Below are 17,179 nucleotides of genomic sequence, written 5' to 3' on the forward strand. Positions count from 1 at the left end.
AGTGACACCATGCGTTCTGTATCGATTATTTCAAAAATGACTACCGTCGCCACCACGGCTGAAACCGACAGTGTGACATTGACTGCCCCATCGATTGTTAAAATTAAGGTCGATCGCGCCGATATTGCCTCGATGCAGCGTTCCAATCAGGATTTGGTTATCACCCTGAAAGACGGTGAAACCGTGACGGTGAAAAACTTTTACGTCACCTCAGATTTAGGGCAGAGCCAGCTTGTACTGGAAGATGCGAACGGAGCGCTCTGGTGGGTACAGGACACGGATGGCGCATTCCACTTCCAGCAAATCAGCAGCATTGATGAACTGCTGGTTGCCGGAGAGGGCAGCAACGAAAGCGGCGGAGCTGCCTGGGCGTGGATTCTGGGCGGAGCCGCCGCAGCTGCCGGGATTGGTATCGCCGCCTCCAACAGCAACGGTAGCGGAAGTCATCACAACGATGACAACAATGGTGGAGAAACGAACCCGGGCAACCCGGAACCTCCCGCAGATACCACGCCGCCCGATGCGCCAACCAATCTCGCCATTTCCCCTGACGGCAAAACGGTCACCGGCGACGCTGAACCGGGTAGCACCATTATCATTCGCGATCCCAACGGCAACATCATCGGTACCGGAAAAACCGGCGATGACGGCAAGTTTACAGTGGGTCTGGACAAGCCGCAGTCTAACGGTGAACACCTGACCGTTGAGGCGAAAGATCCATCGAATAATACCGGGCCATCTACGCCAATCACCGCGCCAGATACTACCCCGCCCAATGCGCCAACCGACGTTGCTGTTTCAAACGATGGTAAGACCGTCACCGGGAATGCCGAGCCCGGTAGCACCGTCACCATCCGCGACCCCAATGGCAACGTTATTGGCACCGGCACCGCCGGCAGCGATGGGAAATTCACCGTTGACCTGAACAAACCGCAGACCAACGGCGAACATCTGACAGCGGAAGCGAAAGATCCTGCCGGAAATACCAGCCCCACCACCAGCGTCACCGCGCACGATACTACCGCGCCGGGCGCGCCGAGCGACCTGAATATTAACGCCGAAGGCACAACGCTTACCGGGAAAGCAGAAGCCGGAAGCACGGTAAAAATCACCGACAGCGAAGGCAATGTGCTGGGCACCGGGAAAGCCGATGGTAACGGCAACTTCACGATAACCCTGACCTCGCCGCAAACCGATGGCGAACGTCTCTCGGTAACCGCGACCGACGCAGCAGGGAACCAAAGTTCGCCTTCGAATATCACCGCCCCCAATGTGATTGAAGAACCCGTTAACCTGCTGCGCAGCGTGGTCGATGACGTCGGTTCTATCACCGGGGCGCTCACTTCCGGGCAGAGCACCGATGATTCACGCCCGACCTTTAGCGGACGCGGTACGGCCGGAACCACCATCAATATTTTCGATAACGGCGTAAAAATAGGCTCCGTTCAGGTTGGCAGCGACGGCAACTGGAGCTATACGCCAGCAACGCCGCTTAAAGAGGGTAATCATTCAATCGTGGCGACTGGCGCACAAACGCCGGACAATTCGATTCCTGGCTTCAAATTTGCCGTGGATACCACCCCTCCCACAGCCCCCTCAGGCTTAACGCCTTCAGCGGATGGAACGCATCTGAGCGGTAAAGCGGAGCCGGGTAGTGAAGTGATTATTCGTGATGCTGGCGGAAAAGAAATCGGCAAAGGCACGGCGGACGCCAGCGGCTCGTTTAACATCACACTCAACCCAGCCCAAATTACCGGTGCACCGCTCACTGCGACGGCATCGGACAGCGCTGGGAATATCAGCCCGGAGAGCAAAGTGCTCTCCGTAGATAAAACGCCTCCCGAAACACCGGAGGAACTCAACATTAACGCTGCGGGTACGCAGTTAACCGGTGAAGCTGAGCCGGGTAGCAAAATTACGATTAAGGATAGCGCGGGCAACACCATTGCAAGCGGGGTCACGGACAGCAATGGTAATTTCGCCATTACGCTCACCCCTGCGTTGACTCACGGTGAAAAATTAACGGCCATCGCCACCGATGCGGCAAACAATTCCAGCGCCCCAGGGAACGTCACTGCGCCGAATTTTGATATTTCCAGCCAACCAACCATCATTTCCGCCACGGACGACATTGCACCCGATACGGGCAATGTCGCCAATAATGGGCAAACCAATGACACCCGCCCAACGCTAAATGGTCACAGCGATGCCTGGGCGACAATTACCGTTTATGAAGGCCAGACCAGGCTGGGGACGGTACAGGCAGACGGCAAAGGCAACTGGAGTTTTACGGTAGCTAATACCTTAAATGATGGTCCACACAGCTTCACTGCTACGGCAACCAACATCGCAGGCAAGGTGAGCGATGCATCGGCTGATTTCACATTAAATATTGATACAGCGGCCCCTGAAGCCCCGTCGATTCAGGCCGTAATTGATAATCAACCCGGTATCGTCGGCGCAATCGAGAATGGCAAATCGACCAACGATACCACGCCAACCTTTAGCGGCGCAGGCGAACCAGGTAGTACTATCACCCTGTACAACAACAGTAACGTCATTGGCACCGCAAAAGTTGATGAGTCAGGGGCATGGACGTTCACACCATCGACTCCGCTAACCGATGGAAGCTATAGCATTCGTGTTACCGCCACCGATGCAGCAGGCAATATCAGCTCGCCCTCCGCTAGCTTCACTTTTACCGTCGATGCCAAAGCGCCCGTGGCACCAACCTTTACGGCGGTTATCGATAATTCAGACGGTACAAACGTAACGGTCGCCAACGGAGGCGCGACCAACGACGCAACCCCGACGATTACGGGCAAAGCGGAGCCTGGCAGCACCGTGACGCTTTGGGCCATGCTCAATGGAAGCCGCGTAGAATTGGGTACTGCAACCGTCAATGCGCAGGGTAACTGGAGTGTCACGCCCGGCACACCGCTGGCAGAAGGCACCTATACTCTGAGCGTGACCGCAACCGACAGTGCGGGCAACGTTAGCCCGGTAACCTCAACGCAAAGTTTTACCCTGGATCTTACCGCGCCAGCCGCACCGAGCGGCTTAGCCGTATCGCCAGATGGCGGCAGCGTAACAGGTACTGCGGAAGCGAACAGTACGGTAACCGTTAAAGATGCTAACGGCACTGTTCTGGGAACCGCTACTGCTAACGCCACGGGTCAATTCACCGTTACTCTCAATCCAGTACAAGATGATAATCAGGTGCTTTCAGTCACCGCCACCGATAAGGCTGGTAACACAAGCCCGCCTAATGGCGTTCAGGCGCCAGACCTTATCGCCCCCGATGCGCCAGAAAATTTACAGGTGTCAGATAACGGTACAATCGTTACAGGTCAGGCCGAACCGGGCAGCACAGTGACCATTACCGACGCTAATGGTAACCCACTGGGCAACGCCGAAACCGACAGCAGCGGAAACTTCAGCGTAACGCTGACAACCCCACAAACCAATGGCGAAACGCTGACCGCGATTGCGACGGATAAAGCGGGTAACCCAAGCGACGACGCCAACGTCAACGCACCGGACATCACCGCCCCAGAACTCCCGGTGATCGGTTCAGTCGTGGATGATGTACCGGCATTGACAGGGAATTTAGAGAACGGACAAAGCACTAATGATCCACGCCCTACTCTGAACGGCACGTCAGAAGCCAACGCTATTATCACGCTCTACGACAATAACGTCATTATTGGTACGACAACCGCCGATGCGCAGGGCGTCTGGAGCTTTACGCCGGGTTCGAATCTCGGCAGCGGCAGCCATAGTTTTACTATTACGGCGAAAGATGAGGCTGGCAACACCAGTGACACATCTGCGCCCTTCACCATTATTGTCGATACTACCGCCCCAACCCGGCCAACGATCACAAGCCTGACGGACGACCAGGAACCGAATACGGGCGCGGTGAGCAACGGGCAAACCACCAATGATAATTTGCCGGTTATCAACGGTGCAGGCGAAGTGGGATCAACCCTCTCCGTGTTTGATGGCGGTAAATTGCTGGGAACAGTCGTTGTCGGGAGTTCAGGTACCTGGTCGCTCACGCTCAGCGCACCATTGAGCGACGGCCCACACAGCCTGACGCTGAGCGCGGCGGATGCAGCAGGAAACACGACAACCAACACTACACCCTTCACGTTTACCGTTGATACCAGTACACCAGATGAGCCAATCATTCTGGAAGTCCGCGATGATGTGGGCCCGGAAGTCGGGGTTCTGAATGATGGTGACACTACCGACGACACTCGCCCAACGTTTTCAGGGAAAGCGGAAGCCAACGCGCAGGTTAACGTTTATGAAGGAGATACGCTGCTTGGCACAGCCAACGTCGATGCCAACGGAAACTGGACACTCACTCCTAACGCGGCGCTGGATGAAGGTAAGCACGACTTCACCTTCGTCACGGTGGACGCCGCCGGCAATATTGGGTCTGAAACTACCTTCACGCTTACCGTCGATACCCTTGCGCCCGAGGCACCGCTGATCGCTACCGTCAATGATGATGTGGGCGCAATCAAAGGCAATCTCACCAACAACCAGGTCACCGACGATACCCGTCCAACCCTTAGCGGAACCGGAGAAAATGGGGCGACTATCACGGTGTACAGCAATGGAATCGTACTGGGTACAACAACCGTCGTAGACGGTAAATGGTCATTCACACCGAATAGCGATCTGAATGATGGTGAAAATATCTTCACCGTAACCGCTACCGATGCTGCGGGTAACGTCAGCGCGGAATCGCCTTCCTTCACCATCACCGTGGATAATGATGCACCTATCAAACCGGTGATTGGCTCGGTCGTTGATGACGTGCCGGAATATACCGGCGCGCTGGCCTCAGGAAGCGTAACCAACGATACCCAACCCACCTTCAACGGTACAGGCATCGAAGGCGATACCATCACGCTCTATAACGGCACCACCGTGTTAGGTACCGCCGTCGTCGGGGAAGATGGAAAATGGAGTTTGACGCCGACTGCGCCTCTGGGGGAACAGACCTATACGCTTCGCATTACGGCGACCGATCCGGCAGGTAACGTCAGTGTGCCATCGGATAACTTTGTCATTACCGTGGATACCACACCGCCTGCGATACCACCCGCTTTCAGCGTTCAGGATAATGTCGGCGACGATCAGGGCGCGCTGCAAAGCGGCGACCGCACTGACGACAACACGCCAACGCTGAACGGCACAGCCGTGGGCGGTAGTATTGTGACGATACTGGTTGATGGTAAAGCGATTGGCACAACCACCGCGAACCCGCAGGGCGGCTGGAGCTTTACACCTTCTCCAGCCCTGACGGATGGCACTCATACCCTGACCGTTACGGCAACCGATCCGGCGGGCAACACTAGCCAACCGACACAGCCCTTTACCCTCACCGTGGATACCACTGGCCCGGACGCACCAGCTATCGTTACCATTGTTGACGATGTTGGCTCGATCACGACTGACCTGATAGACGGTTCCTATACTGATGACTCTCGCCCCACGTTCTCTGGCACTGCCGAGGCGAATGGCACCGTCATCATCTTTGCCAACGGGGTAGAAATTGGTCGAGCCAACGTCAATGACGAAGGTGGCTGGAGTTTTACCCCCGGTACTAACTCGCCGTTGTCCGATGGGGATAACGTACTGACCTTCCAGGCGCTGGACGACCTTGGTAACGCGGGTCCGCTTTCGGATGGCTTAACCCTGCACGTTGATACACAAGCCCCTGTTGCACCGGTCAATCTGGCGGTGGCTGATGATGGTCTCATCGTTACCGGACAGGCAGAGGCTAACAGCACGATTATCATCCGCGATGCCAACGGTGATGAAGTGGGTCGTGGCATCACCAATGGCCTGGGTTACTTCACCGTTGAGCTTAATGAAGTGCAGGCCGCAGACTCGATACTGTCTGTTTATGCGCAGGATCGCGCGGGGAATATCAGCGTTGGGGCAGATGTCACCGTCGCGCCTCCGACTGAGCCAGCCGTCCCGGTGATTATAGAAATTCTGGACGAAACGGGTCCGAATACCGGCCCACTAAACGACGGAGACAGCACCGATGATACGCAACCGGTCATCAGTGGTACGGCCGCTGATGGCGCTACCGTTTATGTATTGATTGACGGGGTGCGTTCTGAAGGTATCACAGTGGTCGATGGCCGCTGGACCTACACCCCACAAGAAGCACTAGGCGAAGGCGAACACACCATTTCAGCCATCGCGGAAATCAACGGCGAAACCAGCGCTGAATCCACTGAAATTACCATTACTGTGGATACCATTGCCCCTGACTCCGCCATCATTGTCAGCGTGACGGATGATGTCGGCGTAGTCACCGGGCCCATTATCAATAATGGCGGCACCGACGACACACAGCCCACTCTGCGCGGCACCGCTGCCGACAGCGCCCGTGTGGAAATCTTCAATGGAACCACGTCACTCGGCTTTGCGACGGTGAATGCTCAGGGTAACTGGACATTTACACCAACCACGCCGCTGGCCAACGGTATCTATAACTTCAACGTTGTGGCTATCGATGCTGCAGGTAACAGAGCGGATGCATCCAACACCTGGACCGTAACCATCGATAACGCCACGCCAACCGCCCCAACACTTACGGGCGTGGAAGACAACGTGGGTACCCTCGTTGGGCAAATAGACGAAGGTAGTAAAACCGATGACACTCAGCCAACGCTTAGCGGCACGACCTCGCCAGGCTCAACGGTCATTATCTATGACAACAATGTCGAAATTGGTCGCGTCACCACCAGCGATGGTAACTGGAGCTTTACTCCGACCACACCTCTGGGCGAAGGAAGCCATAGTCTGACGCTGACGACCACCAACAGCGCAGGGAACACCAGCCCGGCAAGCGAGCCGTTTGAATTCAGTGTCGATACCACGGCACCGTCGCGCCCGATACTCAACAGTGTTAACGACAACCAGGGGCCGGTCACTGGCGATCTGCTGAATAATCAGACGACCAACGATGCAACCCCAACGCTCAGCGGAACCGCCGAAGCCAACTCAACGCTGAAGATTTACGACAACGGTAATCTGGTGGCGACCATTACCGTGCCGGAAACAGGCAACTGGACATGGACACCCGCCACGCCACTGAGCAATGCATCGCATGCATTCACCATAAATACCACCGATGAGGCTGGTAACGTCAGTGCAACAACACCGGCATTTACGATTGTGGTTGATACGGTGGCTCCTAACACGCCATCGGCAATCACGGCGACGGATAATACACCGCCGAATACGGGTGCGATAACTGAGGGCCAGCAAACCAATGAAACACGTCCGGCCCTGAGCGGTACCGCTGAACCTAATGCCACCGTGCAAATTCTGGATAACGGTACTGTCATTGGCACCGTTAAGGCAGATGCTGGCGGTAGCTGGAACTTCACACCGAGCACCGCATTGCCACCAGGCGAACATCAACTGACCGTCACGGCCACTGATAGCGCGGGTAATGTTAGCCCGCCATCTCCGGCATTGAACTTTGTCGTCGACACCGTCGCGCCTGATGCGCCAGCCATCGTCAACGCCAGCGACAACGTCGGCAGCATTACCGATACGCTGACGAACGGAAAAACCACCGACGATACGACCCCTACGCTAAATGGCACCAGCGAAGCCTTTGCCTCTATTCGCATTCTTGATAACGGTGTGCAAATCGGTACCGCCACCGCGGATGTCAACGGCAACTGGAACTTCACGCCAGGCAGCGCATTGGGAACCGGCAGCCACGTGTTTACGGCCATTGCGACTGACAGGGCGGGTAATACAGGCAGCACATCGACATCGTTTACGTTGATTATTGATACCACCGCCCCAGGCGTACCGACGATCATCCAGGCCAGTGACAACGTCGGCACGGTGCAGGGAACATTGCTGTCAAACCAAACGACAGATGACACTACGCCAACGCTGAGCGGTACAGGTGAAGCAGGTGCCACCATCACCATTCGCGATAATGGCACTGTGATAGGAACTGCCATTGTTGGCGATAACAATACCTGGACCTTCACGCCCGAGGGCGCACTTGGTGCGGGTACGCATAACTTTACCGCAACGGCAACGGACAGTGCCGGGAACACCAGCTTACCATCAGGCAGTTTCGTGCTGACCGTCGATCTTACCCCGCCCGTTGCGCCAATTATCACTGGTGCGGCGGATGATATTGGGACCATTAAAGGGCCAATTGCGAACGGCCAGGTAACCGATGACACCCGTCCAACGCTCAGCGGGACGGGAGAAATTGGCGCAACTATTAACGTCTATGACAACAATGTACTGATTGGAACCACGACCGTAGGCAGCGGGGGAACCTGGAGCTTTACCCCAACGCAGGATCTCACTACCGGTTCGCATAATCTGACGGCGACAGCAACCGATCCTGCCGGTAACACTGGCCCGGCATCAGGCGCCTGGAATGTGGTTATCGATACAACTGCACCAAACGCACCGTTTATCACCACAGTGACCGATAACGCAGGAACTGTGACGGGCACGCTTGCAGCCGGTCAGCCTACCGATGACACCACCCCAACGCTGAACGGTACAGCTGAAGCGAACGCCACCGTGCGTATTTATGACAATGGCGTAGAAATTGGCAGCGTACAGGCGGATGGCGGCGGTAACTGGACCTATACACCGACGCTCACTGAAGGTACGCATACGCTTACCGCAAAAGCCGTGGATGCGGCGGGCAATACCAGTTCGTCCTCCACGGTGACGACGGTGACCGTGGACCTTACGCCCCCCGCCGCACCAACGGATTTAACCGTCAACGCCACGGGCAACGTGGTGACAGGCCGCGCCGAAGCAGGTAGTACCGTGACCATTTACAGTTCAACGGGGACCGTGCTGGGCACCGGTGTTGCTGATGGGCTGGGCAACTTTACGGCTAACCTTTCCCCAAGTCAGGCTAACGGAGAAGCGCTACAAGCCAGAGCAACCGACGTAGCCGGGAACCAGGGCATAGCAGCAGATTTCAACGCCCCATTCACCGGCTTGCCGGGCTCACCGGTTATTACCACGATTGTGGATAATGTGGGTCCTGTTTTAGGCAATGTTGGAAACAACCAGAGCACAAACGATAACCAGCCGGACATCAGCGGTACTGCTCAGGCACGTTCAACGGTCAACATCTATAACAACGGCGTGCTGCTGGCGACCGTTGTGGCGGATGACACCGGGGCGTGGAGCTATACACCGACGACAGTTTTAACCGAAGGTCTGCATGTTATTACCGCCACCGCCACAAATACCAACGGTACCAGTAGCCCATCCACCGCCATTAACATTACGGTAGACACTATCGCGCCGGACGCGCCGACTGCCACGATCAGCAGTGATGGCTACACCATTAGTGGCACAACGGAAGCCAACATTACGATCAGTGTGACGGTACCAGGTCAGGCCAACCCTGTCACGGTAACGACAGACGCCCAGGGTAACTGGTCTGTCGGGCTACCGACGCGTCTGGTTAGCGGTGAGCAGGTGACAGTGATTGCCACCGATGCGGCCGGAAACGTTTCATTGCCGGGGACAACTAACGCACCAACGCTGCCCATTGCGGCAAGCGACAACGTAGTGAACCTTGAGCTGGAAACATCTGCAACGGTTACCACAGAAGAGCATAGTGACTACGGCTTCCTGCTGGTCGGTGCGCTGGGCAATGTGGCTTCTGTGCTGGGTGATGATACTGCGCAAGTGACGTTTACCATCGATGCTGGTGGTAGCGGTGTTGCCGTCATTGAAGCGGCGGCAACAGGGGCAGTGCTCTCGTTGCTAAACACCCTTGAGATCGCCGTACAGAAATATGATACCAACCTTCAGGCGTGGGTCACGGTCATCGATACCTCGCTGCCGCAATTCGCTAACCTGTTAACTATCGGCGCTTCAGGCGTGCGCCTGAATCTCGACAACCTCACGGGCGGCGAGTATCGCGTACTGAGCTATAACACCAGCCTGTTGGCCGTTGGCTCTTACACAAGTCTTGATGTTTCTCTTGTCAAAACCAGCGCAGGCACTGTCGCTGCGGGTGCAATAGAAAATGGGAACGTTATTACCGATGCCGATCCGACGAACGGTAGCGATGTTGCGCCTTCGGGGACAAACGTCACGTCCATCACCAACGCCAATGGTACGACAACCGTTGTTGGGACTGGTGGCGCGGATATCGCGGGCAAGTACGGCACACTGCATATTAACCAGGACGGTAGCTACACCTATACGCTGACATCAACCAGTTCCAGTGTGATTGGTCGCTCGGAAAGCTTTACCTATACCATTACAACTGCCGGTCAGAACCCGCAATCTTCTTCGGCGAATCTGGTTATCACCCTCGGTTCAACCGTACCGACCAGTTCGGTTACCGCCGCCGATGACAGCGCCAGCCTGCAATTTGACACCTCGGTTGCCGCAGTCAACAACGGCCCGAGTTCCACCACCGGCTTTACGCTCGTGGGGCTGAATCTGGGGAATGTGATTGACGTCGGCCTGCTGAACAACATGCAGAACCCGATTCTCTATAACGTCGATGCGGGTACCACACGTACGCTCTCCCTGGGCGCCAGCGTCGGCGGCGTAGCGGTTGGCGCAGTCTTTGACCTGTATGTCTATCGCTACAACGCGGAAACCGGTAATTATGAGCAGTATCGCCATGTTCCGAGCTGGCTCCAGGCGGCTCTGCTGGGCGGCTCCACGGCGCAGGATCTGGTCATCACCCTGCCAGATGGTAAATATCTGTTCACGCTGAATGCGGTTTCCGGCCTGACCGTGGCAACCGGCTTTACGCTGAGCGTCAACGCCGACCACACCTACAGCGTGAAAAGCGCGGGCGCCAGCACCACGGGCGATGTGCTGGATAACGATGCCGGTGCGGCAAACGGTCATGTTACCGAAGTGAACGGCGTGGCGGTGGCGGCCAATGGCACCACGACCATTAACGGCCTGTACGGTACGCTAACCATCGATGCACAGGGGCATTACACCTACACCCTGAAATCCGGCCTTGGTGCCGACAGCATCAAAACGCCGGACAGCTTTGTTTATACGGTCACGGCGGCCAACGGCGACACCAGCAAAGCCTCGCTCAACGTACAGCCAACGGCGAAACCGGTCGATGCGGTGAATGACACCAGCAGTACAATGGCGTTGGCGACTAACCAGGTAACGGCAAACTACTCGGACACGACCGTCGGTTCAGCCACCATCGCGCAAGGTAGCAGAAGCGCGACGGGCAGCGGCACCTTTGATGTGGCAGAGGGCATGGCGCTGAAAGCGATCTCCGTAACCTTTAATACCTCCGCATCCGGGTTAGCCGGGGTTGGCGGGTTGAGTGTGGCGTGGTCGATTCTGGAAAACGGGCAAACTGTTTATACCGGAACTACGCTGCCTTCCGGCACGTTTGGCCTGCTGAATGGTTCTAAAACGCTGACCCTCAGCGGGTTTGAGCTGGATGCCGGTACCTATACCCTCGCCATCACCACCAATTTGACCAGTACCCAACTGGGCAACGTAAGCGTTACCCCCGTGGTGAACGCAACCTCGTACGATCTGGATAACTTCCTGATCAACAACAACGCGCACACGGTGACCGGCAACATCTACAACGGCCACGACTCCGCAGGCGCCGTCGATCAGATTGCTTCCGCACAAACCGTGCTGACGGTCAGCGGGAACAACAGCACGCAGACGCTCAACCCAACGCTCGACAGCAACGGTGCGGCGACAGTTCAGGGAACCTACGGCTCACTGCGCATCGCCATCGACGGTTCGTACACCTACACCCTGAAAGCGGGGCTGCATCCGGGCGACATCACCACCAAGGAGACCTTCACCTACACCCTGAACGATCAAAAAGGCCACTCGGACAGCGCGACATTAACCATCAACATGAACCCGCAGTTCACCAGTACGTCGCAGTCAGATGTGATCCACGGCTCGGCCTACGGAGACACTTTAATTTATGACCTGCTGAATAATGCCGATAACAGAGGAGGCAACGGGGCCGATCGCTGGGACAACTTCTCGCTCGCTCAGGGCGATAAAATTGATATCGGCGACCTGCTGGTCGGCTGGAATGGTCAGGAATCGTCGCTCGGTAACTACCTGAGCGTGACCACCAGCGGTAATAACACGGTTATCTCCATTGACCGTGATGGCACCGGTACCGCCCACAGTTCAGCCACCTTAATCACCCTGGAGAACGTGCAAACTACGCTGAATGAGCTGATCGAACAGAACCACATTGTGACCTGATAGTTAACAAAACCCCGGGCGCGAAGACGCCCGGGGTAATAACAAATACACCTGCGCTATTTTAAAAGGGATCGACAATGGGAAAGTTAACACCTATCGCATGGGGGCTGGCGAGCTGTCTCTGCTCAGCCGCCCTTCACGCCGAAGAGACGCCACGGTTTATCTCTTCGCAGACATTGCAGGAACAGCAGGAGCTACCGTCGTTATCCGGCAAAGTGGATCTGCCGCTCGACCCTGCCGCGCCGGGAACCTTAACACTGAACAACGCCGTCGATCGCGCGGTGAGCTGGCATCCGTCCATTCAGGAAGCCGTGGGCAAACTGCTCGCGCAGAATGAGCAGGTCGATGTCGCTAAATCAAAATACTATCCGCAGATCAGCGCAGGCATGAACAACGGCTACGCCAATAACTATGTCGACCACGGCTTCAGCCCGTCGCTGGTGGTGTCGCTTTCCCAGATGCTCTATGACTTTGGCAAAGTGGCAAGCCAGGTGCGCGCCGAAAGCGCGGGCGTCGCGCAGGAGCAGGCGAACGTGCTGGTCAGTATTGATAACGTGGGCTACAGCACCGCCGTCGCCATGGTGCAGGTGCAGACCTGGCAACAAATGGTGGACGTCGCCGAAGAGCAGCTCACCGCGCTGAACCACATCGGCGGGCTGATTCGCCAGCGCAGCGATGAAGGCGCGGCATCGCAGTCTGACGCGGTGCAAACGGACGCGCGTATTGAGTCCGCGCGCTCGCAGCTGATTCAGTATCAGGCGACGCGCGACAGCGCCGAGGCCACACTGATGAGCTGGCTCGGCTGGAATACCCTCAACGGCATCAGCAACGACTTCCCCGACAAACTGGCGCAAAGCTGCAATATCGCGCAACCGGACGACCGCCTGGTGCCGTCGGTGCTGGCGGCGTGGGCGCAGTCGAACGTCGCGCAGGCCAATGTCGATTACGCCAACGCGCAAATGACGCCGACCATCTCACTGGAACCGCAGGTTCAGCACTATCTGAACGACAAATATCCCAGCCATGAAGTGCTGGACCGCACGCAATATTCGGCATGGGTGAAAGTGGAAATGCCTATCTACCAGGGCGGCGCAATGACCGCCCGACGCAATGCCGCCAACTATGCGCTGAGCGCGGCGCAATCGACCATCCAGCGCGTGCGTCTGGAAGTGCGGCAAAAACTGCTGGAGTCACAAAGTCAGGTGATGAGCCTGGTGAACTCTCTGCAAGTGCAGCGCCGCCAGCAAGCGTACAGTGCGCGCACCCGCGAACTCTATCAACAGCAGTATCTGGAGCTGGGCTCGCGCCCGCTGCTGGACGTACTGAACGCCGAGCAAGAGGTGTATCAGGCGCGCTTTTCCGAGCTGCAAACGCTTAACCAGCTGCATCAGCTTGAGCTGAATTGTCTCTACAACACCGGACGCCTGCGCAACGCGTTCCGCCTGGAAAATCGCAGCATTCAGTCAGTGGAGATCCAGCCATGAACAATGCCGATACCGCCGACACCTTTTTAACCGAACAGACGCTGCAACGCTGGGCGCTGGCGATAAGCCATATCGCCAACCACTACCGCATCGCCTGCTCGCCGGGCACCATTCAGGCCAATGCCCCGTGGTTTCACGATAAAAGCCTGCTGCCCGCGCTGACCCAGCTCTCTCGTCAGGGCGGGCTGTCGTTTCGCCTGCTGGAAGCCAACACGCAAACCCTTAACAGCTGGCGTCTTCCGGTCGTCGCCGCGCTGAATAACGGCGAGCTGGTGATCGTCGAACGTTTCGATGGCGACAGCACCGTCGAGGTGCGCTTTGTCGATGACACCTCGCACATCAACCGCCTGTCGATGGACGAACTGCTCGGCAAAATCGACTATCTCGCCGCCCTGCGTCCGCTTTCCGCGATGCGCGATAGCCGGGTCGACAACTATATTTCCCGCTTCAGCCCCGACTGGCTGAAATCGCTGGTCTTGCAGGACATCCGTCCCTACGGCCCGGTGATGTTCGCCGCCTTTCTGGTGAACGTGCTGTCGCTCGGCGGCATTGTGTTCTCGATGCAGGTCTATGACCGGGTGATCCCTGCGCAGTCTTACCCGACGCTTTACGTGCTGGCATTCGGCGTGCTGCTGTCGGTGATTTTCGGCTTTCTGCTGCGCGTGGCGCGCGGACACATCATGGACGTGCTCGGTAAACGCGCCGACATGCGCGTCTCTGACCGCGTGTTCAGCCACGCGCTGCGCCTGCGCAACAGCGCGATCCCCCGTTCGACCGGCAGCTTTATTTCGCAGCTGCGCGAGCTGGAACAGATCCGCGAGATGATCACCTCCTCGACGATCTCGACGATCGTCGATCTCCCCTTCTTTTTCCTGTTCGTGATCGTACTGGCGATCATCTCGCCGCAGCTGGCGTGGATCGCGCCTGTCGCCGCCGTGATGATGGTGCTGCCCGGTATTCTGTTGCAGAAAAAGCTGGCGGTGCTCGCCAACCAGGCCGCGCATGAATCGACGCTGCGCAACGCGGTGCTGGTCGAGAGCGTTCAGGGGCTGGAAGATATCAAACTGATGCAGGCGGAGAACCGCTTCCTGCAACAGTGGAACAGCTATATTCGCATTACCGCCGAGTCGGGCCTGCGCACCCGCCAGATCTCCCAGGGGTTGATCAGCTGGGGGATCACCGTGCAAAGTCTGGTTTATAGCGCGGTGATCTTGTTCGGCGCGCCGATGGTTATCGAGGGCGAAATGACCACCGGTGCGGTGGTTGCCGCGTCGATGCTGGCTTCACGCATGATCGCCCCGATGGCGAACCTGTGCGGCGTGCTGGCGCGCTGGCAGCAGGTGAAAGCCGCCAAATCGGGCCTCGACAGCATTATGCAGCTACCCACTGAAACCCAGCGCGACGACAGCGTGGTGCATCGCGATATTTTCCACGGCCACTATCTTTTTGAAAACGCACAGTTTCGTTATCACAACGACGACCAGAACGTGCCGCTCAAAATTGGCCGCCTTGAGATTCAACAGGGCGAACGCATCGCCCTGCTCGGTCGCAACGGCGCGGGGAAATCAACCCTGCTTCAGGCAATGGCGGGCGGCGTGGAACTGATTAGCGGCGAAGCGCGGCTCGACTCCCTGAGCATCGCGCAGATTGATATGGCCGATTTGCGCCGCAACGTCGGCATGCTCAGCCAGAACGCGCGCCTGTTCTTCGGCACCCTGCGCGAGAACCTGATGCTTGGCGCGCCGCGCGCCAGCGATGACGACATCTTTGCCACCCTTGAAGTGTGCGGCGCGGCAGGCTTTGTGCGTCTGCTGGCGAAAGGTCTCGACCACCCGATTATGGAAGGCGGCGCAGGCCTGTCCGGCGGCCAGCGGCAATCGATTCTGCTGGCGCGTATGCTGCTGCGCTCGCCCAACATCGTCCTGCTCGATGAACCCACCGCCTCCCTCGACGACCACACCGAACGCGAATTCATCCAACGGCTGAACCAGTGGCTGGGCAACCGCACGCTGATTGTCGCCACTCACCGCGTCCCGGTGCTCGAACTGGTGGAGCGCGTGGTGGTGCTGAAAGATGGGCAAGTGGTGATGGATGCACCAAAAACGCAGGCGCTGGGCGGCAACCGTATTGGCACACCGGCAACCGGACGGGAGTGGAAAAATGAAAACCAATCAGCATGATGTGGTGATGGATGACCCGGACATCAGCCGCGAACGGGAGTTCTCCGGGGCCAGCCGCATTATTATTATCAGCACCGTGTTATTCGTGCTGCTCGGCATCTGGGCATGGTTTGGCACGCTCGATGAAGTCTCGACCGGCACCGGGAAAGTGGTGCCCAGCTCGCGCGAGCAGGTTTTACAGTCGCTCGACGGCGGCATTCTGGCAGAGCTTTCCGTGCGTGAAGGCGACAAAGTGCAGGCCGGGCAAATCGTCGCCCGCATGGACCCGACACGTTCAGAGTCCAACGTGGGTGAAAGCTCCGCACGCTATCGCGCATCGTTGGCCTCCAGCGTTCGCCTTTACGCCGAGGTAAACGACCAGCGTCTCGTCTTCCCCGACTCACTGAAAGCCTGGCCCGATCTGCTCGCCAGTGAAACCCGGCTCTACCGCTCGCGCCGAGCGCAACTGGCGGACTCCGAAGCAGAGATTAAAGACGCGATGGTCTCGGTTAACAAAGAGCTGGCCATCACCCAGCGGCTGGAAAAAAGCGGCGCGGCAAGCCACGTGGAAGTGCTGCGACTGCAGCGCCAGCGCAGCGACCTGAGCCTGAAACTCACCGATTTGCGCTCGCAGTATTATGTGCAGGCCCGAGAAGCACTCTCCAAAGCGAACGCCGAAGTCGATATGCTGCTGGCCATCATCAAAGGCCGCGAAGACTCCGTCACCCGTCTGACCATCCGCTCGCCGGTGCGCGGCATCGTAAAAAACATCCAGGTCACGACCCTGAACGGCGTCATCCCGCCCAACGGCGACCTGATGGAGATTGTCCCGGTCGATGACCGCCTGTTGATTGAAGCGCGCCTCTCGCCGCGCGACATCGCCTTTATCCACCCCGGCCAGCGCGCGCTGGTGAAAATCACCGCCTATGATTACGCCATCTACGGCGGGCTGGAAGGCGAAGTGGAGACCATCTCCCCGGACACCATCCAGGACAAAGCCAAGCCGGAAGTTTTCTACTACCGCGTATTCATCCGCACCCACCAGGATTATCTGGTGAACAAAGTCGGGCACCATTTCTCCATCGTGCCGGGGATGATCGCCACCGTGGACATCAAAACCGGCGAAAAAACCATCGTCGACTACCTGATCAAACCGTTTAACCGGGCGAAAGAGGCGCTGCGTGAGCGATAAATGAACGACTATCTGCCTGTTGGCAATGGATTTTTGCCCAAAATGCAGGCAGA

General features: G+C 57.4%; 4 protein-coding genes. All 4 read left to right on the forward strand.

From position 1 onward, the window contains the following. Positions 1-9: 9 nt before the first annotated feature. The 4 genes from ACWWFX_RS02600 (at position 10) to ACWWFX_RS02615 (ending at position 17,126) form a co-directional block, all read left to right on the forward strand. Positions 10-12,291, forward strand: a complete 12,282-nt coding sequence (locus ACWWFX_RS02600; protein WP_473223150.1) for a BapA/Bap/LapF family large adhesin — start codon at positions 10-12, stop codon at positions 12,289-12,291. A gap of 77 nt (positions 12,292-12,368) precedes the next feature. Next, the gene (locus ACWWFX_RS02605; RefSeq protein ID WP_473223151.1) at positions 12,369-13,775 is read left to right on the forward strand and encodes a TolC family outer membrane protein; all 1,407 of its coding nucleotides are present in this window, start codon (positions 12,369-12,371) and stop codon (positions 13,773-13,775) included. After that, a complete protein-coding gene (locus ACWWFX_RS02610; RefSeq protein WP_473223152.1) occupies positions 13,772-15,955 on the forward strand; it encodes a type I secretion system permease/ATPase in 2,184 nt (727 codons plus the stop codon). Before ACWWFX_RS02605 ends, ACWWFX_RS02610 begins: the two co-directional genes overlap by 4 nt. A gap of 7 nt (positions 15,956-15,962) precedes the next feature. Continuing rightward, on the forward strand, positions 15,963-17,126 hold the full coding sequence (locus tag ACWWFX_RS02615) for a beta-barrel domain-containing protein (protein WP_473223297.1): 1,164 nt from the start codon (positions 15,963-15,965) through the stop codon (positions 17,124-17,126). Positions 17,127-17,179: the final 53 nt, after the last annotated feature.

This window comes from Pseudocitrobacter sp. 2023LY-00077, from assembly GCF_055796175.1.

Coding starts and splice junctions, on each gene's coding strand:
- ACWWFX_RS02600 (WP_473223150.1), top strand. CDS start 10: ATGCGTTCTGTATCGATTATTTCAAAAATGACTACCGTCGCCACCACG.
- ACWWFX_RS02615 (WP_473223297.1), top strand. CDS start 15,963: ATGGATGACCCGGACATCAGCCGCGAACGGGAGTTCTCCGGGGCCAGC.
- ACWWFX_RS02605 (WP_473223151.1), top strand. CDS start 12,369: ATGGGAAAGTTAACACCTATCGCATGGGGGCTGGCGAGCTGTCTCTGC.
- ACWWFX_RS02610 (WP_473223152.1), top strand. CDS start 13,772: ATGAACAATGCCGATACCGCCGACACCTTTTTAACCGAACAGACGCTG.